Annotated in this window: 15 protein-coding genes; 8 read left to right on the forward strand and 7 right to left on the reverse strand. The window is 59.7% G+C overall.

Annotated elements, in window-relative coordinates; translation table 11 throughout:
- Window positions 1-84 precede the first annotated feature (84 nt).
- The 3 genes from HYZ49_21405 to HYZ49_21415 form a co-directional block, all read right to left on the reverse strand.
- Window positions 85-2175 carry a protein kinase gene (locus HYZ49_21405; protein MBI3244844.1) on the reverse strand — a complete coding sequence of 697 codons (2091 nt, stop codon included), beginning with the start codon at window positions 2173-2175 and terminating at the stop codon, window positions 85-87.
- A 148-nt stretch (window positions 2176-2323) separates the two neighbouring features.
- The gene (locus tag HYZ49_21410; protein MBI3244845.1) at window positions 2324-2959 is read right to left on the reverse strand and encodes an MOSC domain-containing protein; all 636 of its coding nucleotides are present in this window, start codon (window positions 2957-2959) and stop codon (window positions 2324-2326) included.
- Between the two features lie 31 nt (window positions 2960-2990).
- The gene (locus HYZ49_21415) at window positions 2991-4988 is read right to left on the reverse strand and encodes a GMC family oxidoreductase N-terminal domain-containing protein (protein ID MBI3244846.1); all 1998 of its coding nucleotides are present in this window, start codon (window positions 4986-4988) and stop codon (window positions 2991-2993) included.
- Window positions 4989-5181: 193 nt separating this feature from the next.
- Between HYZ49_21415 and HYZ49_21420 the strand changes: the two genes are divergently transcribed.
- Window positions 5182-6138 (forward strand): cation transporter, encoded by a 957-nt coding sequence (locus tag HYZ49_21420; protein ID MBI3244847.1) that lies wholly within the window; start codon window positions 5182-5184, stop codon window positions 6136-6138.
- Between the two features lie 8 nt (window positions 6139-6146).
- Here HYZ49_21420 and HYZ49_21425 read toward each other — a convergent pair whose 3' ends face one another.
- Complete coding sequence (locus HYZ49_21425) at window positions 6147-9749, reverse strand: SAM-dependent DNA methyltransferase (GenBank protein ID MBI3244848.1); 3603 nt, start codon at window positions 9747-9749, stop codon at window positions 6147-6149.
- Between the two features lie 308 nt (window positions 9750-10057).
- On the opposite strand from HYZ49_21425, the gene HYZ49_21430 reads away from it, so the two are divergent.
- From HYZ49_21430 to HYZ49_21460, 7 genes are all read left to right on the forward strand, one after another.
- Complete coding sequence (locus tag HYZ49_21430; GenBank protein ID MBI3244849.1) at window positions 10058-10645, forward strand: PadR family transcriptional regulator; 588 nt, start codon at window positions 10058-10060, stop codon at window positions 10643-10645.
- Between the two features lie 58 nt (window positions 10646-10703).
- On the forward strand, window positions 10704-11444 hold the full coding sequence (locus HYZ49_21435) for an ABC transporter ATP-binding protein (protein MBI3244850.1): 741 nt from the start codon (window positions 10704-10706) through the stop codon (window positions 11442-11444).
- Between the two features lie 86 nt (window positions 11445-11530).
- Window positions 11531-14086: an ABC transporter permease gene (locus tag HYZ49_21440; protein MBI3244851.1), complete on the forward strand. Its 2556-nt coding sequence runs from the start codon at window positions 11531-11533 to the stop codon at window positions 14084-14086.
- Between the two features lie 331 nt (window positions 14087-14417).
- Window positions 14418-14777, forward strand: a complete 360-nt coding sequence (locus HYZ49_21445; protein ID MBI3244852.1) for a YciI family protein — start codon at window positions 14418-14420, stop codon at window positions 14775-14777.
- Between the two features lie 130 nt (window positions 14778-14907).
- Entirely contained in the window at window positions 14908-15333 is a 426-nt protein-coding gene (locus tag HYZ49_21450; GenBank protein ID MBI3244853.1) for an SRPBCC domain-containing protein, read from the forward strand.
- A 148-nt stretch (window positions 15334-15481) separates the two neighbouring features.
- Entirely contained in the window at window positions 15482-15850 is a 369-nt protein-coding gene (locus tag HYZ49_21455) for a hypothetical protein (protein ID MBI3244854.1), read from the forward strand.
- A 19-nt stretch (window positions 15851-15869) separates the two neighbouring features.
- Entirely contained in the window at window positions 15870-17132 is a 1263-nt protein-coding gene (locus HYZ49_21460; GenBank protein ID MBI3244855.1) for an RNA polymerase sigma factor, read from the forward strand.
- A gap of 259 nt (window positions 17133-17391) precedes the next feature.
- Here the strand turns inward: HYZ49_21460 and HYZ49_21465 are convergent, their stop codons facing one another.
- From HYZ49_21465 to HYZ49_21475, 3 genes are read right to left on the reverse strand one after another with little or no spacing between them, the layout of a single operon-like run.
- The gene (locus HYZ49_21465; protein MBI3244856.1) at window positions 17392-17652 is read right to left on the reverse strand and encodes a hypothetical protein; all 261 of its coding nucleotides are present in this window, start codon (window positions 17650-17652) and stop codon (window positions 17392-17394) included.
- 12 nt (window positions 17653-17664) lie between these two features.
- The gene (locus HYZ49_21470) at window positions 17665-19083 is read right to left on the reverse strand and encodes an FAD-dependent oxidoreductase (protein MBI3244857.1); all 1419 of its coding nucleotides are present in this window, start codon (window positions 19081-19083) and stop codon (window positions 17665-17667) included.
- Between the two features lie 10 nt (window positions 19084-19093).
- On the reverse strand, window positions 19094-19729 hold the full coding sequence (locus HYZ49_21475; GenBank protein ID MBI3244858.1) for a LysE family translocator: 636 nt from the start codon (window positions 19727-19729) through the stop codon (window positions 19094-19096).
- Window positions 19730-19972 lie beyond the last annotated feature (243 nt).

Raw genomic sequence — 19972 nt, forward strand, 5'->3', positions numbered from 1 at the left:
CTGCGCGGACTGATAGCCTGCGAAGGCAGGCTTCGCGTTTTGTAGGCGCGGTTTCCCCACAGGGGTGCTGTACGTAACCACCGGTTACAACAGTTCGTCAATCGCCTTCAAAATATCCTCGGCGGAAGCAAAACGTTCGCTCTGGTCACGGCCAAGCAGGCGCAGAAGGAACTGCTCAAGCTCTGCCGAAAGATTGGGGCGGAAGACGCGGGGCGAGAGCGGCGTGCCCTGCAATTGCTGGGCGATGATCAACTCTTCCATTTCGGCGGTGAAGGGGTGCGTGCCCACCAGCGCTTCGTAGAGCAGGACGCCCAGGGCAAAATGATCGGAGCCGGGCGTGGCCGCCTCGCCGCGTAACTGCTCCGAAGCGCGGTAGGCCGAGGGCAGAACGCCGACGGGCGGGAAGAGCGGCGCGCGCGAGATTCGGGCGTGGCCGTTGTTGAAGACGAAACACTCCGGGCGCAATTCGCCATGAACCACGCCGTGCCGGTGAGCGTGATCGAGCGCATCCACCATTTCGCGCATCCAGAGCAGGCCAGGCTGCGGTTGAAGACGACTGCCATTGGCCCTCAGCCACTCGCCCCAGGTGTCGCCGGTCGGGCGCTCGCCCACAAAGGCGATCAGCTTCCCGTTCTCGATCAACTCCCGGCCCCGGATAAGGCGGGGGTGGGTAAGCTGGCACCAGCGTTTGGCCGACTCGGCAAACGACTGCCTCTGTTTCAGGTTAATCTCCAAACCCATCACCTGAATGACCAGCGGCGTTTCGTCGCGAAGTTTGGAGGCGGAGTAGATTGCGCCGAAGTCGTCGGCGGCGATGGTGTCGGCCAGATGGTAGCCGGCCAGGGTTTGCTCGTGCAGGTGCAGGTGGGCCGGGCCGACAAGGGCGGCGATGGCGTGCGAGCGGCGGCGGAAGATGGGGCCAATCTCGCGCGTTTCAGAATTTTCCAGGGCGCGGCGGACAAAGGCCGCCGGGGCCACGAACGCCACCCGCGACCCGGACACGTGGCGGGCGGCTTCCAGCATGGCCTTCACGCCCACCGGGTCAATGGCGGCCAGCAGAGTCAAATCAATAATGACCCGGTTGCCCGGCGCTTTGGCGATGAAACGTTTGAGATGGGCTTCGGCCTGACTTGCGGTTTCCAGGCCAAGCCTGCCGGCGAAGGCCGTGAGCCAGATGTCGGCTTCACAGTCTTCCAATATTTCCAGCTTGAGCGGCGGGCCGAGGAAGAGTTCCAGGCCCTCGGCGCCGACGATGATCTCGACCGAGCCGGGCGATGGAATCAAATCGGCGTAGCGGCGGGCCGACTCGGCGATGTTGTAAACCTGATCGTCGTTGTCGGTGGGGTCGTAGTGGGTGGTGATGAGCTTCTTCACCCGCGCCCGCTCGGCGATGTCCACCCCGATCATGGCCGATGAGTGGCCCCAGTCGGCTTTGGAGATTAACACGTCGCGCAGAGAATACTGGCAGTCGAAAGCCAGGGCGTCGGCGTTGGCGTAGAACTCGACGAAGCGGCTGAGGTTGGCCTCGTCCAGTTGCTTGTATTCGCCGTCGGAGGCAAAGACGAAGACGCTTTCACCGTCGTCGAAGCGGTAGGCGTAAGCCGTGCCGGGGTGATAAAGGGCCAGGCTGGTGACACACACCCGCCCGATCTGCACCATCTCACCTTCTTTAAGTTGAACGAAGGACATGTCGGCCCGCATTTGACCGGGCGAGATGGGGAAGTAGGCGGGGGCGGTCTGTTGATGTTGCAAATACTGGCGCGGGTCGTTGTTGACGGCGTAGAAGATGAGTTTGTTGCCGGGGACGTAAGCCGGGTTGAAAAAGGGAAAGCCCTGGAGGTGATCCCAGTGGGCGTGGGTGAGGAAGATGTTAGCCGTGCCCTGCCCCCGGCCAAATTCGTGAGCCATGAGCGAGAGGCCGAGCGGCCTCATGCCGGAGCCGCTGTCAATGATGATGGTCTCGTCGCCGCTGTTGATTTCGACGCAAGTGGTGTTGCCGCCGACCACGCTTCGGGTGGAAGGCGGCAGGGTGGCAATGAAAGCTCGCACCTCAGCCGGGTCGGACAGGTCAATTCCGCCCGCGGCGCTCAGGGCGCGGAAGAGCTTTTCTTGCAGTTGTTCCGTGGAGAGCGGCGTGGGAACAGACCCGCGCACGCCCCAAAATTTCACGCGCACAAAATCCCTCCGGTTTGTCGAGGGAGTGTAGCATGGAGACTAGTTTAGTGCGAGGGGGCCACTCGTCATAAGGCCATTACAATGTGCTTGCGATGAGTTTGGAGGTGGTAACGAAATATTAAGCCGCAGGCCAGGTTGCCCGATCGGCCTACGAATTGGCGATCTTTTTAGCCAGCGACTTGCGCCAGGCCGCCGAAAGCTCGGCCACGGCCAGCACGCGCTGAAGACTCTCCGGGTCGGTTCGTTGATGGTACATGACTTGGTTGGCGAACGTTACCGTCACTCCCGCCGGGTGGCGGCTCACCCGCTCAAACGGGTCGCCCGCTCTCACCAGTCCTTCCTCCAACACTCGCAAATAAAATCCGCTGAAGCTGTTTTCGTGGATGAGGCCCGGCAGGTCTTTACTGCCGCGCTTGCCGGCCAGCTTGGAACACGGCTGGCGCGGCTGGCTGATCTGCGCCAGCGCCTCGCCGACTCGGAAAGTGTCGCCGAGGCAAACCTCCGACTCGCGCAGGCCGACGATGGTCAGGTTCTCGCTGAACGCGCCGGGTTCGAGCTTCTCGCCCAGCGTCGCTTCCCAGAATAAGTAATGGTCAAACGAATAGACGCACACGGCCTTGTCGGGGCCGCCGTGATTTTTGCGATCAGCCTGACGGTCGCCGTCGAAGTTGGTGAAGCGGAGCATGGCCGAGGCTACAGGTGTCTTGTGTCCGGCGGTGAGCACTTCCTTGCCGCCATAGGTTTGAGTTTGAGGCGCGCCGATGTTGAGGGAGATGATGTGCATGGAATTTGCCAGTGGGGCGGGTTACCGCGCCCTACAAACGGGTTTTGATGTATTGCGCTGTCCTGTAAGCAATGGCCTGAATGGTGATCATCGGGTTGACGCCGGACGAGGTGGGAAAGGCGCTGGCGTCGGCCACGAAGAGGTTGGGCGCTTCCCAACTCTGGCCGGTGTGGTCAACCACCGAGTAGGCGCGCTCGCCGCCCATCCGGCAAGTGCCCATTTGGTGAGCCGAGAACAGGCCAAGCTTGTTGAGGGTTGTCCCGGCTCCCCTGACGCGCCGCAAATAATTTTCGAGCGCATCCGAGTCGCCGTTGGGCCGGAACTCGGGCAGGCCGGAGTGCAGAGTGCCGATTTCAACTGCGCCTGCGGCGGCGGCGATCCTCAGCCCGGCCTCGATTCCGGCTTGTAGATGTTTGGCATCAAGGGACGAAAGATGATAGCGCAGCCGCGGCCTGCCGCTGGAATCTACGGTGACGCGGCCACTGCCTTTGTCGCGGGTGAGGACGATGAAGGCCGCCTGGTTCGCCAGTCGCGACATGAGCGTTTTGTAGTGGCGGGCCGACAGCCAGGGCAGGGCAAAACCCAGCAGGCCGGGGTGCGCCGGCGGCGTCTCGATTTTGACTCCGTAGTGTTCGCCGTCTTGATTCCCCAACTGGTCTGAATAAACGCTCATCATCACCCCGCGCCACGTTTCAACCAGCGACTCGAACTCGCCGCGAATAGCTGTCGTCGGGTGAAGCCGCAGGTTGAGGCCGATGTTTGGATTCGGGATACTGCTTCTCAACAACAAGGCCGGCGAATGAATCGCGCCGGCGGCGGCGACGACGATTCTGGCCTTGACGGTGAGCGAAAATTTCCCGACTGTGGCGGCGACCCCGACGGCTTTGCCGTTTTCGGTCAGCACTTTATCAGCGTGGCAGTCCGTCACGATCTCTGCGCCCGCGTCCGCCGCATCCTGCAACCACGTCTTCAACACGCTTTGCTTGGCCCCGGTGGGGCAACCGAAGCCGCACCAGCCGCACGCCGGAGGCGAGCCGCAACCGTTCACGTTGCGCGGGATCGGGCCGACGTGATAGCCAAGTTTTTGGCAGCCGTCGAAGAGCGCCTGGTTCTGCGGGTTGGGCTGCGACTCGTCTGTGTCCACGTGTTCGCGAGCGCACACAATGTCGAGCGCCTGTTGAAATTCGGGGCCGGTGAAACCGGTGAGGTGATATTGGGTTTCCCATTCGTCGAGAACGTAATCAGGCGTGCGGAACGACGCGGCCCAGTTGATGGTGGCGCCGCCACCCAGGGTTGAACCGGCCAGCACCACCAGTCCGATGTCTTCGGTGGTCAGGTTGCCGGCCTTCTCGTACATGCGCTCGAAGGCTTCGTACTCGCGCCCGGTGAAGTCAGTCTCGGCGTGGTAGCCGCCCTTCTCCAGGACGATGACGTGATGCCCGGCCTGCGCCAGCACGCCGGCGACCACCCCGCCGCCCGCGCCCGAGCCGACGATGACTACGTCGCAGTTGAGCGTTGTATCTTGAGTGACGGGGCGCGGTTGGATGGGCTTTGGTTTGTTTGAGGCGCCGAAGCCCGGAGGCGGCCCGGGGTAGTGGATGGCGGCCCAGTTAGGGTTGCTGCCGTTTTCGTCCAGCACCGAGAAGTACAAGCTGTGCGCGAGTCGTTTGACTCCTTGAAAACCTTGCCGGAGCAAACCGATGGGCGAGACGGCCCAGCTTTGCAAAACTTTTTCGCGGGCTTCGAACGGCAAATCGGCGAAGCGGCGGAAGTGGCCGGTGAGGGGGCCGGCGCTGAGGGGCGCGTTGAGCAGATCGAGCAGCTGCCTGAATTGCTTTTGCGATTCGGGCGTGGCATAATCGCGGAGGGTGGCGGCGAGGCGGCGGGCGATGTCGAGGTCGGCGGCGGAGCGTTTGAAATAGGCGGCCACGTTTTCGTCGGCTCCGGGCGGCGGGTCGAGCGACGGCAGAAGCGTGTCGCACAGCGCCTTGAGCGTTTCAAATTGCGGGTCGGTGAGGAAGTGAGTCATAGGAAAATCCCAAATTCCAAAATCCCAATGAAGAGATTCTACCGCGCATTTGGAAGAGAAGATGGTGTAAACTTCCGGCACTGAATCCACCACACAGACTCGAAGGCACAAAGGATCACCAAGAAAAACTTTGTGACTCTTCGGGTCTTGGTGTCTTCGTGGTGAAGGGGTTTTACTGATAAGGAGCGCTTTTATGGCGGTAACTGAAATTCACACAGGACATCAGCACGGCCAGGCCGACGCGGCCATGACTTCGGCGGAAGGGATTCGGGCGCTGAAAATTTCGCTGGCCGGTTTGCTGGCGACGGCCATCTTTCAAGGGGTCATCGCCGTTGCCGGGGGAAGCGCCGGCCTGCTGGCCGACACCATCCACAACTTCGCCGACGCCTTCACCGCCGTGCCGCTGTGGATCGCCTTCTCGCTGGCGCGGCGGGCGGCGAATAGGCGCTTCACTTACGGTTACGGTCGGGCCGAAGATTTGGCTGGCCTCGTCGTGTTGTTATTTGTTATTTTCAGCGCCGCCGCCGCCGGCTACGAGTCGTATCGCAAATTGATCAACCCGGAGAGGCCGACGCTGATCGGCTGGAGCATTGTGGCGGCGGTGGTGGGGATGATTGGCAATGAGATGGTGGCCCGTTACAAAATCAGAGTGGGCAAAAAGATTGGCAGTGCCTCGTTGGTGGCCGAGGGCCATCACTCGCGGATTGACAGCCTGACATCGCTGGCCGCCGGGGCCGGGCTGGTCGGCGTTCTTCTCGGCTTCCCGCTGGCCGACCCGATTGCGGGCTTCATTATCACCTTTGCTATTCTCGGAATTTTGCTCGAAGTGGGGCGCGAGATTTTGAGCCGCCTGATGGATGCGATGGAGCCGGAGACGATTGACAAGATCGAACGCATCGCGGCGAGCGTGAAGGGCGTTCAGGAGGTGCACGACGTTCGCGCCCGCTGGCTGGGCCACAACATCACGGTTGAATTACATATCTGTATTGACGGCGGCAAGTCGCTGGTTGAGGCGCACGCGATTTGCGAAGAAGCGCGGCACGAACTGTTGGAACACGTGCCGCGACTCTCAGAGGTGATCGTTCACGCCGACCCGGTGGAGAGCTTTCCGAATGAGCATCACCCGGAGAGGCATCATCACGGCAATTGAGAATTAGCTTATTTGCGCCCTGCCAACTTCCAAAGTTCCTTCACCACCCGCTCCTGCATCTGTTCATCCGCAGTATAACCCGCCGCCGCGTTGGTGAAAACATCTGAGAGGTTGTTCGCGTATTTGCGGTATTCCCGCAAAGCTTTTTCGCATATCTTCGAATCAACCGGGATCGCCACCTGTCCGTTGATTCCATCTTCCGATAGTTGCAGAGCAAACTCCACCCGCTCCAGTGATCCCAACGGAATAAACTGCCCGCCAAACTGCAGCGCGTGAGGGTTGAACATATCATTCGACGTTGACTTGGCTTTGCCTTGAGGCAAAGTCGCCGTTTCAGTCTTGGCCTTCGACGGAACGAAGTCGGCCAGTGTCTTCGCTACCGGCTTTTCGTTGAACGTCTCCCAAATTTCTTCAGCCAGTGATCCCGGTGAGGGCCGCCCGCGCCGGGCGGAAGCCGCTCGGAATTTTTGCATCTTCTTTTCGGTAGTGCGGATTTCGCGGTAGAGCTTTGTCATCTCCCCGTACAGTTCGGCGCGCAAGGCTTTGCGCTCTCTTGCGCTGGCAATGCCCAGCAGTTCCAGCACCGCGTCGTCCAGTTCTTGCCGATCCTCCTGGGCAAGTTCACCTGACCACTCATCGCCTGTGCCGTCTACATCAACCAGAGTCACAATATCGCGTTTGCTGATTGCGTTTAGCGCAGAACGAAGACGTTTGATAGTCAACGGATGGGCCTGTTCTGGATCAGGGACAAGCATCATTTTGGCGTCGAGAACTTCGGTATCCAAACTGCCTTCGCGCCCTACGTATCTGCCAAACAAACTTTTTGTGAGAGCAACTACTGTTGAGTTAAGAACCGCGCACAAGATTTCGGGCTTGATTCCTTGATTGGGGAACAAATCATACATCCTGCAGTTTGAAATCAAGTCTTGGGGATTCAGGAAAGCCAGATGACGATATTGATGCGCCTTTGACCAGAGAACCGGCGCTCGTTCTTTTGACGTAACGTCGTACCACAAGCGCCCCGATTGCACGCGCCCCTGCACGGTTTTTGTCTGATCGTAACCTTCTCGTTCTCCCCACCCAATGTATCGAAGGGTATAAGTGCTTTTGAGCTTGCGCTTGGGATCGTCTACAAGAAGCACGCAACGATTCAGCAATTCCGGCAAGACTTTTACGGCATTAAGCTCCATGATGCTATGGACTTCTGGCTGAAGATACTTTGCTTCTATGAGATGCGCCGATCCGTCACCTGCACGCACAACGCGCAACTTTTTTGTTTCGGTTGGCGTAATTCCATAGATTTTCTTGAATTCGCCTGCCTCGGCTAGTCTCGCCAACTCTTCGTCTGTGATGTCTTCTGGATAAAAGAAATCATCGGCACCACTCTTGAGTCCGTACTTAATACGACAAATCTCTCCTAGCGGCGTCAGCCTCCCCTTCGCCCGGTCGCGCAATTTGAAGAAAATTTCCGGCGCGCGCAGGAAGATGCCCCACTTGTAGCCAACGTAATCGTCAGGGTGAGCGTGATACTCGGCTGGCTCCTCCTTCAGCGTATGTTGGTTGGCCCCGTTCTCGCCGTTTTCATCTTCCTCGTCGTCGCTCATCTCAATTGCCAACTGCCCCAGCTTGTAAAGTTCGCCCTGTTGAACACAGCGAATGCGCCAATTCTCGGTCGTCTCGTTAGTCGTTAACCCTTCAACATGATCCCGCAACTGCTCAAGAAAGCGGCGGCGAGAGTCGTCATCCTCGTTGCCGTTGAGAATGTCGGAGAGTTCACGCTGGATTTTGACGAAGTGAACGATGTTGGCGGCGCGTTTGGCCGGGTCGGCCTGTTTGCGAAGGATGGTGGCCGCCGTGGTGACCCTGGCCCCGGTGAACCAGGGTTCACTGGCCGACTCGAAGATGGCGATGATCTCAAAGTTGTCGAGCAAATACTTTTGCAAGCGGAAACCATAACCCGTGTCGAGCCAGGTGGAACTGGTGAGCAGGCCGAGGTAGCCGCCGTCTTCGAGAAATGAAGCCGCATGCGGAAAAAAATAAACGTGGATGTCAGAGCGCCCCGACAACGCCGCGCCGGGCGCTTCTTTTTTGGCGATCTCGTCTTGCAGGTGTCGCTTGTATTCGGAGCCGTAATACTCGGTGATCTTCTCCTGTCGCACGTAAGGCGGGTTGCCAACCACCGCATCCACTTTGCCCATGGCCTCCATGGTAATCTGTCCGCCGTTGCTTCCGAACGGAACATTGAAGGGTGTGTCGTTGCGGCGGACTTTGAAGAAGTCGCGGCGGGCGACGAGCGGATAATTGGCCTCGTCAATCAAATCGCGAGTAACAAGGTTGATTGTGGTCAGATGGACAGGGTAAGCCGAAACGTCGAAGCCATATAACTGGCGAATAAGATCGCGGTGATGAAGTTGACCATTGGACAAAGCTCGCTTACGAGCGTAGGCGCGAACAAGGAATGTGCCGCCGCCACAAGCCGGATCCAACACTCGCGCTTCCGGCTTACGGATGCAGAAGGTGTTGATCAAATCCACCACTTCGCTTCGGGTGTAGTGTTGGCCGTATTTATGGCGTTCTTCAGTCGAGAGCAGGCGCTCAAATATCTGGCCGATAAATTCATGATTGATTTGAGTGAAGTCAAAGGCGTCGGTCTGCTCACTCAACTCGCGCCAGCTATCCACAGCCTCGTCGCTGAGATAGGGCAAACTGTCGCCAAAGTTGCCTTTGAAAACCGTCTCGTAGTCGCCAGTGACCTCAATGGCTTGCCGGAATAGCTCGGCCAGATGCTTGCCAAGTTCAATACCGGTGGTAACCGACTTCGGCATCCGTAACGCGCGCAGTTTGGCAAAGCGGCGGCGGAGGGCCTTGTAGAAAACGATCTTGTTTGCCAGCACGTAACAACTGAACTTGGCGGCGCGTTCCAGATTGTCGCGCAAAATGCCTTCTTCGTTCGATAGCACCCAGCCCTGCTCGTCGCGCATCCACCTGTCGAGTTCGCGGCGGACATCGCGGTTGCGCTCATAATAGTGATTGAGGGCGGCAAGGGTCTGGGCGACAGGCTGTTCAAGGCTGGCCTCATAGACAAAGATAAACTTCTCGTCCAGCGGCAACAACAACATGGGCCGTTCGCCAGAGAGCAAGGCGGCGAACCGCGCCAGAAATTCAAGCAGGAAAGCGTCTATCTGCGATTGCACACGAGGGTGTTGCGTTTCATCACTGTTGCGAATGGGCGATGGCAGAACGTTGTACTGTTCGACTGCCCTTTCGGTAATGGGCTTGCCATGTTCAAAAGTATTCCACAACACAAAGCGGTTAATGTTCCAGGTGAAGTTGTAATTTACGCCGATGGCATCGGCTTTTCGGTGAGCGTCCTCGACCACGCCCTGTTGAAATGGCGTCCGCCCCTCGGGATTGTCGGGCATCTTGACTTCGCCCGTGAGCACTGGCTTGCCATTCCTGTCGTAGAGAGTCAAATCGCGGCGTTTGACACTGCCTTTGGCCCTTGCTTCAGCCCGCACTTCTGAAAATGGCAAATTGCCATGTTCGCGCAGAAGCAGATTGATGCGTGAAGCGATGTCGGCAGTAAATTCCCATTCGGTGACTTGTGGCATTTTGACAAACCCTAACTGTCGAGATAATGGTTCACAGTATAGCCAGATGTAATAGCAGTTGCAAGCAAGGTTTGCTTTAGCCAGCAAAAAACTCTATCAGACTTTTTTACTTCAACATTCCTACCAACAGAGGAGCCAGCGCCCCCTGATGCGGCCCGTTCGGCATCCCTAGATACCGAGCGCCTCTGAATTCGCCAACAGTATCAACCTTTGCGTGCACACTAATGTCACAACTCCATATTGACAAACCTATTAACTCGTCGTATTATTTTCCCCGTAACTAGAAACTTGTAGATTAGTTTGATGATATGTCAGTCCGCAACGCCCTTTTAGGGCTTTTAGCACAGAGACCTCGGCACGGCTACGAGCTTCATGCGGCCTTTGAGGCGGTAGTTGGCGGCGAGCAGAACTGGGACGTGAAGCCGGCTCAAATTTACACCACTCTCGCCCGGCTTGAGGAAGGCGGCCTGGTGGCCGAAGAGGGGATAGAACAAGGCGGCGGCCCGGAGAAGCGCATCTACGTGATCACGGCTGAGGGCCGGGTGGCGCTGTCCCGGTGGTTTGCCTCCGGCGTCGAGCTTGGGCATCAGCGTGACGAGTTCTTCATCAAACTGCTCCTGGCAATTGCCACCAGCGAGGCCAACCCGCGAAGCGTCATCCAGACTCAGCGGAGCAAGCTGTATCAGGAATTGCACAACCTGACCGCTCAACGCAACAAAACCGACTCGAAGCGGGCGCTGGCGCAAGTGCTCCTGCTCGACAAAGCCATCATGCACCTCGAGGCCGACTTGCGCTGGCTGGACATGGTGGAAGCTCGCCTCGAGGACGTAAAACGCCAACCCTTGCCTGAGCCGGAAGTGAAGCCAAGAGGACGGCCAAAAAAATCAGAGAATTAGAGGAATAGAGAATTCTCCTATTCTCTATTCCTCCAATCTCCATATTGAGGAGACTTACATGGACATCATTCAAACAGTTGACCTGACCAAAACCTACGGCAAAGGGGAAGCCGCCGTGAACGCCCTCGACCGGGTCAACGTCAACATCCACCCCGGCGAGTTCGTGGCCGTCATGGGGCCGAGCGGTTGCGGCAAGTCCACCCTCCTGCACCTCATCGGCGGCCTCGACCGCGTTACCTCGGGCCGGGTGCTGATTGACGGCGACGACCTCTCGAAGCTCGGCGACTCGAAGCTCACCGAACTGCGCCGCCGCAAAATCGGATTCGTCTTTCAATTCTTCAATTTGATTCCGGTGCTAGACGCAACCGAGAACGCCGCTTTGCCGCTCACCCTCGACAGCGTTAAACCGGCTGAGGCCAAAGCGAAAGCCGCCGACTGGCTGAAGAAGATCGGGCTGGGCAACCGCCTCGGCAACCGTCCCGATCAACTCTCCGGCGGCCAGCAACAACGCGTCGCCCTCGCCCGCGCCCTCGTCGCCGAACCGAAGCTCGTCCTGGCCGACGAGCCGACGGGCAACCTCGACACTAAGGCCTCGGACGAGATCGCCGTTCTGCTTCGTCAGGTGGCCGACGACTGGGGCCGCACCGTGCTCATGGTCACCCACGACCCGCGCATCGCCGCCTACGCCGACCGCATCATCTTCCTCAAAGACGGCACCGTCGTGGACGAGACGCGCCTCAGCTCCAACGGCGACAGCGCCGAAGCCAAGCTGGTGCGGGAGAAAGTGGAAGCTCTATAGAAAATCCCAAATTCCAAAAACCCAACCTCCAAACTTCGCGCTTTGGGATTTTGGAAGTTGGAAATTGGGATTTCCGCAAAGCCGCTATGAACATTCAACTCACCCTCGCCGCCCGTTACCTCTGGGGCCGCAAACTGCGAACCACCCTCACCACCCTCGCCGTCGTCTTCGGCGTGGTGGTGCTCTTCGGCATGAACATCCTGCTCCCCTCGATGTTGCAATCGTTTCAGGCCAACATCCTGGCCGCCTCCAATCAGGTGGACGTGACCATCTCTCACAAAACGGGCGAGGCCTTTTCGCCCGACCTGTTGGATAAAGTTGCCAGGGTGGAAGGCGTTGTGGCTTCTACCGGCCTGCTCAATCGCCCGGTGAACCTGCCCGCCGAATTTTATGATAACGATCCGAACACGCCCGACGCCGTTTCCACGTTGTCGCTGGTGGGCCTCGACCCCGACACCGCCCGCACCGTCCGCAATTATTCGGTGGACGAGGGCCGCTTCCTGGAAAACGGCGACAAGGATGCGGCGGTGATTGCGAAGACTCTGGCCGACGCGCTTGGCCTGAAATTGGGCGATACGCTAACTCTGCCCAGCACGCAAGGCACGGCGGCGCTGACCATCGTCGGCATCCGCCCGGCCCGCACAATCCCCGGTAACGAAGAAGTGCTGGTCACGCTGGCCGAAGCCCAGCGGTTACTCAATCAATCGAGTCAAATCAACATCATCGAAGCCAACTTTGCGCCGGGCGACGAAGCCAAACGCAAAGAGATTCTGTCTAACATTGAAGCGGCTTTGGGCGACAACTTCCAGTTTGGGGCGCTCTCCTCGGGCACCGAGCTTTTTGCCAGTTTGAAGATTGGGCAGGTTGTGATCAGCCTGTTCGGTTTTGCCGCCCTGGTCATGGGCGGCTTTATCATCTTCAACACCTTCCGCACCATCGTGTTGGAACGCCGCCGCGACATCGCCATGCTGCGTTCGGTGGGCGCGAGCCGTAACACCATCCTCGGCTTCATCCTCGCCGAAGGCTTTTTGCAGGGCGTGCTTGGCACAGCCATTGGCGTCTTGCTGGGCTATCTCTTGGGCGTGGGCAGCCTCAGCGGCATGTCGGGCATGATGGAACGCTTTATCCACATTAAACTGGGTGGCCCGGTGATTTCGCCCGGCCTCATTGTCACGACCATCCTGTTGGGCATAGGCACGCCGATAGCGGCCGGTCTCTTCCCGGCGCTTGCCGCCAGCAACGTGGCTCCGCTCGAAGCCCTGCGCCCGACCCCGTTGGAGGTGGAGGAGCGGGCGATGGGGCGCGGCGGCATCATCGGCGTGGTGTTGATTGTGCTGGCCGTGCTGGGATTGTTTTCGGGCCAGACGGGTCTGGCCGGGCTGGGGTTGTTGCTGTTCCTCATCGGCCTCATCCTCATCGCGCCGGTGCTGGTTAAGCCCATTGCCCGCTTCTTTAGCGCGTTAATGGCAGTGGCGTTTGCGCGTGACGGCATCGGCTCACTCGCTCAGGGCAATCTCACCCGCCAGCCCACCCGCGCCGCCGTCACCACCAGCGTCACCATGATTGCCCTGGCTATCATCGTCAGCGTGGGCGGCATGGTGGCCAGCATCCGCGGCAGTTTTCTGGATATCGTGAAGCGCAGTCTGGGCAGTGATTACTTGCTCATCCCGCCCGCTATCGCCGTGTGGGGCAACAACGTCGGTGCCGACAACTCACTGGCCGACCAATTGCGCGCCGTAGACGGCGTGGGTGTGGTCGGCACCACCCGGTTTGCGGCGGCGGCGGCTAATGACTCGGCGGTGTCGCTGTTGGGCATTGACCCGGTGGAATTTCCGCAAGTGGCTAATCTGGTGTTCGACTCAGGTGAGGCGCAGACCGCCTACGCCGAAATGGGTTCCGGGCGCGCCCTCATCATCAACGCCATCATGGCCGCCAACCTGCGCCTCAAAGTGGGCGACACGGTCGCGTTGACGACGCCCGAAGGCATGCTGGACTATCGCGTGGCCGCCGTCGCCTCCGACTACTTCAACGCCAAAATCATCACCGCCTACATCTCGCAAGCCAATCTCGAACAGGACTTTCACAAGACCGAGGATGTCTTCATTCAATTCAACCTGGCCCCCGGCGCTGACCGGGCGGCGGTCGAACCCAGGTTGAGGGCCATTGTGGCCGAGTATCCGCAGTTTCGCTTTGTGTCCGGGCAGGCGTATTACGAAGAGAACGCTTTGATTTTTGAGCAAGTCTTCACCGGCTTATACGTATTATTCCTCGTGCTGGCCATTCCGTCGCTCATCGCCATCCTCAACACGTTGGCGATTGGGGTGCTGGAGCGCACGCGCGAAATTGGAATGTTGCGGGCGGTGGGCGCTACCCAAAGCCAAGTCCGAAGGATGGTGCTGGCCGAGGCCGTTTTGCTCTCGGCAATTGGCACGGCCTTCGGCCTGCTGGCCGGAGTCTATCTGAGTTACGTGATGGTGACGGCGATGCAGGCGGCGGGCTTCCCGTTCCTGTCCTATGCCTTCCCCTTGTATGGCATTCTTTCGGCGGTTGCCATCGGCCTCATCTTTGGCGTAGTCGCCGCTCTCATCCCGGCGCGGCAGGCGGCAAAGCTGGAGATTGTGCAGGCGTTGCGGTACGAATAAAAAACCCAAAAACCCAATTTCCAAAACCCCAAAGCGGGCGGCCTTTATGGTTTAGCCCGCTTTGGTTTTTCCAGAGGCGACGGCGCCTTTTGAAAATTCGGGCTCTACCGGGTTTGGCGTGAAAAGACATTTTGGACGCGGACGCTTTGCGCGCTGATTTTCGCGGATAAAAAAGAAAATCCGCGTTCATCTGCGTAAATCCGCGTCCTATTTCCCGTTAAAGTCGGGAGACCCAAAATTCGTAGACCGGGATGTCGATTCCGACGACTCTCCTGCGTCGGTATAACAAAGGGACAGAAAAACTGCCCGACATTCAAAAGGAGATCAAGCCATGCAATACCTGATTCTTATCTACAGCGACGAGAAGGCCGACGCCAGCGCGACGAAGGAAGAAATGGATGCCTGGATGGGTGAATACTGGGCCTATACTGAGGCCATACAAAAGTCCGGCGCATACAAGGGCGGCGAGGCCCTGCAACCCACCGCTACCGCCACCACCGTTCGGGTGAAAGACGGCAAGAAGGTCACCACTCACGGCCCGTTCGCCGAAACCAAAGAGCAACTCGGCGGCTACTACCTGATTGATTGCAAGAACCTCGACGAGGCTATTGACTGGGCGGCCAAATGTCCCGGCGCGCGCGTCGGCTCCATCGAAGTCCGCCCGATCATGGACTTCAGCCAGGCGCAGTAGACCTCTTGTCCCTTCCAGGCAGACCTGTGAGGTCTTGAAGACCTCACAGGTCTGCCCAACTCCAATTTCCCTTGCCCAAAATTAGTGCTATCATGACCCACAGCGTCGTGCTGGCTGAGGAGGATCACCCATGAAATCTTTCAGCGTCACCACCAACATCAAAGCTTCGCCCGAAACCGTCTGGAAGATTCTGACCGACGCCTCGCGCTGGCTGGAGTGGAACACGACGGTGGACAAAATCGAAGGCAAGATCGTCCCCGGTGAAAAGGTCACCGTGTGGGTGAAGATCAACCCCGGTCGCGCCTTCCCGCTCAAGGTCACCGAGTTTACTCCGCCTCAGCGGATGGTGTGGGCCGACGGCATGCCATTCGGTTTGTTCAGAGGCGCGCGCACCTACACCCTGACCAAGCAGGCCGACGGGAGTGTGGACTTCGCCATGCGCGAAGATTACACCGGGCTGATGGCCCCGATGATCACCGGCTCGATCCCCGACCTGCAACCCGCCTTCGACGAGTTCGCCGCCGCCCTGAAAAAACGGGCCGAGAGCGAAAAGTAAAAGAACATTTTTGGAGGCAACCATGGCCACAAAAACAAAAGCCGCAACAAAGGCGAAGCCGTCCGCCAGGAAAGCCGCGCCCAAGCCAAAGGCGAAAGCAAAAGCAAGCGGCGGCAAAGGGCAGGGCACGCGAGAGAAACCCTGGCAGTTGAAAACCGCGAGCGGCAGTTCCGAGTTCCAGATGTATCGCGACGAAGCGGCAGACCCGCCGGCCCTCGTCTGCGTCGTGGGCAAGACGGAACTGCGCTATCACCTGCGTTGCCTCGAAGACCTGCGCGCCATGCTCAAGGCGCGCGGCGACTGGATGCCGCTGGGCGGCGCGGACGAGCAGAAACCGGCGGCGGAAGGAACCGTTGAAGCCTGGGGGCGCTCGCCGAAGAATCCGGTTGGCGGCTGGTACGGCCTGAAGAAAGGCCTGCGGGGTCGCTTCGGCGTGTACGTGCCGCCGCTCATGGAAGCGCTTGGGCTGGCCGAGGTCGAGCACAACCCCAAGAATAATCGCATGCGGGCGCTGTAGCGGGGCGGCGTTGTAGCCTCTGACTGACACCACGCCTCAATTCCTCGAACGCGTTCACAGGCAGGAATACGGTCAACTCCTCGCCACTCTCATCGGCTGGCTGGGTGACTTTGAGTTGGCCGAGGAAGCTTTGCAGGACGCCTTCCTCTCGGCGCTGGAGCACTGGTCACGCGACGGCGCGCCCCACAAGCCCGGCGCGTGGCTCACCACCGTCGCCCGCCGCAAAGCCGTTGATCGCCTGCGGCGGAATCGCTCAGCCCCGGTTGAGCCGGGACAACTTGAAGACCTGCCGCCGGATCAGTTGACCGTCTCCGAGAACTTCGACGACCTCGAAGAGATTCCCGACGAACGTCTCAAACTAATCTTCACCTGTTGCCACCCGGCCCTGCCGGTGGAGCAACAGATCGCCCTCACCCTGCAAACGCTGGGCGGCCTGACCACCGCCGAGATCGCCGCCGCCTTTCTCCTCCCCGTGCCCACCCTGGCCCAACGGTTGGTGCGAGCCAAACGCAAAATTAAAAACGCCGGCATCCCCTACTACGTCCCGCCTGCTCACTTATTGGCTGAACGGCTCGACTCCGTCCTCACCGTCCTCTATTTGATCTTCACCGAAGGGTATGCCGCCACTGGCGGTGAGGCCTTGATCCGGCACGAGCTGTGCGACGACGCCATCCGCCTGGGCCGTGTGCTTGAGCTACTGATCCGGCAAACGCACACCGACGTGCCGCCCGCGCAACACGCCGAAGTGTTGGGCCTGCTGGCGCTGATGTTGCTCCAGCACTCGCGCCGCGCGGCGCGGGTGGGGACGCGCGGCGAATTAATTTTGCTCGGCGATCAGGATCGTTCGTTGTGGGACAAGCGCAACATTCAAGAGGGGTTGGCGCTGGTGGACAAGGCGTTTGAGATGCGACAGGTCGGGCCGTATCAAATTCAGGCCGCCATTGCCGCCCTGCACGCTCGCGCCCCAACGGCTGAAGCCACGAACTGGCGGCGCATCACTGCGCTCTATGGTGAACTGCGACGCTTCATTGACACCCCCATCATTCGCCTCAATCAGGCCGTCGCCATTTCTATGGCCTCCAACCCGCAAGACGGCCTGCTCCTGCTCGAACCGCTCGCCGACGCGTTGAGCGCCTACGCGCCCTATCACCTCGCCCGGGCCGACATGTTTCGCCGCCTGGGTCAGCCTGACTCGGCGCGTGAAGCCTATCGTCTCGCGTTAGACCTCACCCAGAATCAAGTCGAGCGCGAGTTCATTCTTGGACGGATTGCAGTGTTGTAAAAAGATAGGCCGCGAATTTCGCCAATGAACGCGAATTGGTTTTGAAAATTAGCGTCAATTCGCGCAATTCGCGGCGGAAGGTTTATCAAGCGCCCGCTTCGTTGAACTCCGGCGCATATTTCACCACGCCGTGAAGCAAAAAGATAGGCCGCGAATTTCGCCAATGAACGCGAATTGGTTTTGAAAATTAGCGTCAATTCGCGTAATTCGCGGCGGAAGGTTTATCAAGCGCCCGCTTCGTTGAACTCCGGCGCATATTTCACCACGCCGTGAAGCAAAAAGATAGGCCGCGAATTTCGCCAATGAAACCGGCGTTGGCTGGGTCAAGCGTCACCGGCGAGAACAGGGCGTGGCCCACCACTTCCCCTTCAGTGACGGCCACCAATGAGATCACCGCCTTGCCCGCCGCCCGAAGCGAATCCACCAGCCGGGCCTCGTTCGGGCGATTGTCAAAGGCTTGCACGTTCAAACGATGAATAGCCGGAATCTCGCCGGCGGTTTCAGGATGGATTTCAATCATGACTATCGCCCCTCAAGAGTCGAACCCCAGCCCTAGCCCGTCCAACATCCGCAACCACCAATTGCGGCGGCCATGATTGCGATCCGCTTGATCCAGCGACCAGCGAGTCAGGTTGATGCCAATGGATCGGATCGGCTCCGGCGGGAAGGGTGTGGGCTGGGTGCGCACCATTTCGAGCGCCGTCCGCTCGGTGTCGCGCCCGTCGAGCAGGTCGAGCATCACCTGCGCCCCAAAGCGCGACGCGCCCACGCCCAGCCCGGTGTAGCCCAGGGCGTAGGCCAGCCGCCCGCGATAGGCCGTGCCCCAGAAGGGGCTGAACCGGCTGCAAGTGTCAATGGCCCCGCCCCAGGCGTGGGTGAAGCGCAACCCCTCAAGCTGGGGAAAGGTTTGGAAGAGGTGCTCGGCCAGCCGCCCGAACGATTCCGTATCGCGCTCCAGGTGCGGCCCGAACCCGTTGTTCCAATAATAGACCGCGTCGTAGCCGCCCCAGACGATTCGCCCGTCAGCCGTCATCTGCGAATAGTGGAACTGGTTGCCCGCGTCGCTCAACCCCTCCCGGCCCTGCCAGCCGATTGTTGCGCGTTGCGCGGCAGAGAGCGGCTCGGTGGCCAGCACGTAGTCGTAAACCGGAACCACGTAATACGAAAGCCGCTTCAACAGCGGCGGGAAGGCGTTGGTCGCCAGCGCCACTCGCGCCGTTTGGATGCATCCATGCGGAGTCTGCACGACGACGCGCTTGTCGTCTTCGAGCAAACCCACAGCCGGCGTGTGCTCAAACAAGCGCACGCCAGATGCCAGACAGGCCTGCCGCAAACCCCAGGCCAGGCGCGCCGGGTTGACCATCGCGACTCCCGATGCGGTGTACAGCGCCCCGAGAAAGAGCGGCGAGTTGACTCGGGCCCGAGTTTGCTCGCCGTCCAACCATTCAAGTTTTTCGCCGTAGGGCGCGGTCAGCGCCGGGGCCGGGCGCATGTCGTTCACCTGGTAAGGTTCGGTGGCGGCGACCAACTCGCCCGAACGCACGAAGTCGCAGTCGAGGCCGAGGCGGATCACCGTCGTTTCAATTGCTTCGAGATTGGCCTGACCCAAAGCGATGAGGGTCGCCAGTTCTTTCGGCCAACGGGCGTAGCCGTTTTGGAAACCGTGTGTCAACGAGGCGGCGACGAAGCCGCCGTTGCGGCCGGTTGCGCCGTCGGCGGTTTCCCCGGCCTCCAACAGCACGACGTCGCGCGCCGGGTCAGCCTCCTTTGCTAGCAGGGCCGTCCACAAGCCGGTGAAGCCGGCGCCGACGACGACCAGATCGGCCTTCGTGTCCTGGGTCAGCGGAGCGGCCGGCTCCGGGCGTCTGGGATCGTCGAGCCAGAACGGGGTGAAGGCGGCCTCGGCCAGCGCGGTCAGCGTTTTGGGGCGGGGAGTTTGGGCAAAAGGCATGAAGGCCGCTCTACTTCCGGCCCGCGTCGGCGAAAGCGGCGGTGACTCCCAGCCCGATGTAGACACTGCCGGCAATATAACGCTCGGCCCGCAGGAAGTTGCGGTTGCCTTTGAGCCACTGCCCCGCAGTCCCGGCCAACAAGGCATACATCCCGTCGCTGAAAATTGCCATCACCACAAAGATGCAACCCAGTGCGAACATCTGCGGCGCGATCGGCCCCCGGGTGCTGTCGGCGAACTGCGGCAGGAAGGCGAAGAAGAACAAGGCGGTCTTGGGGTTGAGGACGGCGACGAGCACGCCCTGCGAAAAGGTGCGGCGGTGACTCTGCGCCTCGACGGTTGGGACAGCCCCGGCCTCTTCGCGCGAGAGCAGTTTGCGAATGCCCAGATAGATGAGATAGGCCGCGCCGAGGTATTTGACGACGGCAAAGGCTGTGGCTGATGAGAGCAATATCGCCGACAGGCCGAACGTGGCCGCCAGCACGTGAAAGAAGTTGCCGATTTCGACGCTCAACACCGAAACCAGCCCGGCCAGGCGGCCCTGGTCAACACTACGGGCAATGATGTACAACACCGCCGGGCCGGGGGTGAGGAGGAGGATTAATGAGGCGATGAGGAAGAGGGGAAGCTTTGCAGGTTCTAGCATGTCTGTCTCCAAGTGCCATATGATACCGCAACCTGACTGACAACGGATTGCCTTCGGCGAAACGGATAAGCGGGTGAAAACGGAATGGCACCCTTCAACTGCGTAAGCTCTATACTCAACACGGTCATGTTTTGCGCTTTTTGGCAACGGATTATGTAGCCGCTTCGCGTGTAACGGATGTTTGCGCCGCCTTGTCCGCTACATCCGTTACCACATCCGTTGCCAATGGGAACGAGTAAAGCA

Source organism: Chloroflexota bacterium (assembly GCA_016197225.1).
Classification (GTDB): domain Bacteria; phylum Chloroflexota; class Anaerolineae; order Anaerolineales; family VGOW01; genus VGOW01.

Coding starts and splice junctions, on each gene's coding strand:
- HYZ49_21410 (MBI3244845.1), bottom strand. CDS start 2,959: ATGCACATCATCTCCCTCAACATCGGCGCGCCTCAAACTCAAACCTAT.
- HYZ49_21415 (MBI3244846.1), bottom strand. CDS start 4,988: ATGACTCACTTCCTCACCGACCCGCAATTTGAAACGCTCAAGGCGCTG.
- HYZ49_21420 (MBI3244847.1), top strand. CDS start 5,182: ATGGCGGTAACTGAAATTCACACAGGACATCAGCACGGCCAGGCCGAC.
- HYZ49_21425 (MBI3244848.1), bottom strand. CDS start 9,749: ATGCCACAAGTCACCGAATGGGAATTTACTGCCGACATCGCTTCACGC.
- HYZ49_21430 (MBI3244849.1), top strand. CDS start 10,058: ATGTCAGTCCGCAACGCCCTTTTAGGGCTTTTAGCACAGAGACCTCGG.
- HYZ49_21435 (MBI3244850.1), top strand. CDS start 10,704: ATGGACATCATTCAAACAGTTGACCTGACCAAAACCTACGGCAAAGGG.
- HYZ49_21440 (MBI3244851.1), top strand. CDS start 11,531: ATGAACATTCAACTCACCCTCGCCGCCCGTTACCTCTGGGGCCGCAAA.
- HYZ49_21445 (MBI3244852.1), top strand. CDS start 14,418: ATGCAATACCTGATTCTTATCTACAGCGACGAGAAGGCCGACGCCAGC.
- HYZ49_21450 (MBI3244853.1), top strand. CDS start 14,908: ATGAAATCTTTCAGCGTCACCACCAACATCAAAGCTTCGCCCGAAACC.
- HYZ49_21465 (MBI3244856.1), bottom strand. CDS start 17,652: ATGATTGAAATCCATCCTGAAACCGCCGGCGAGATTCCGGCTATTCAT.
- HYZ49_21470 (MBI3244857.1), bottom strand. CDS start 19,083: ATGCCTTTTGCCCAAACTCCCCGCCCCAAAACGCTGACCGCGCTGGCC.
- HYZ49_21475 (MBI3244858.1), bottom strand. CDS start 19,729: ATGCTAGAACCTGCAAAGCTTCCCCTCTTCCTCATCGCCTCATTAATC.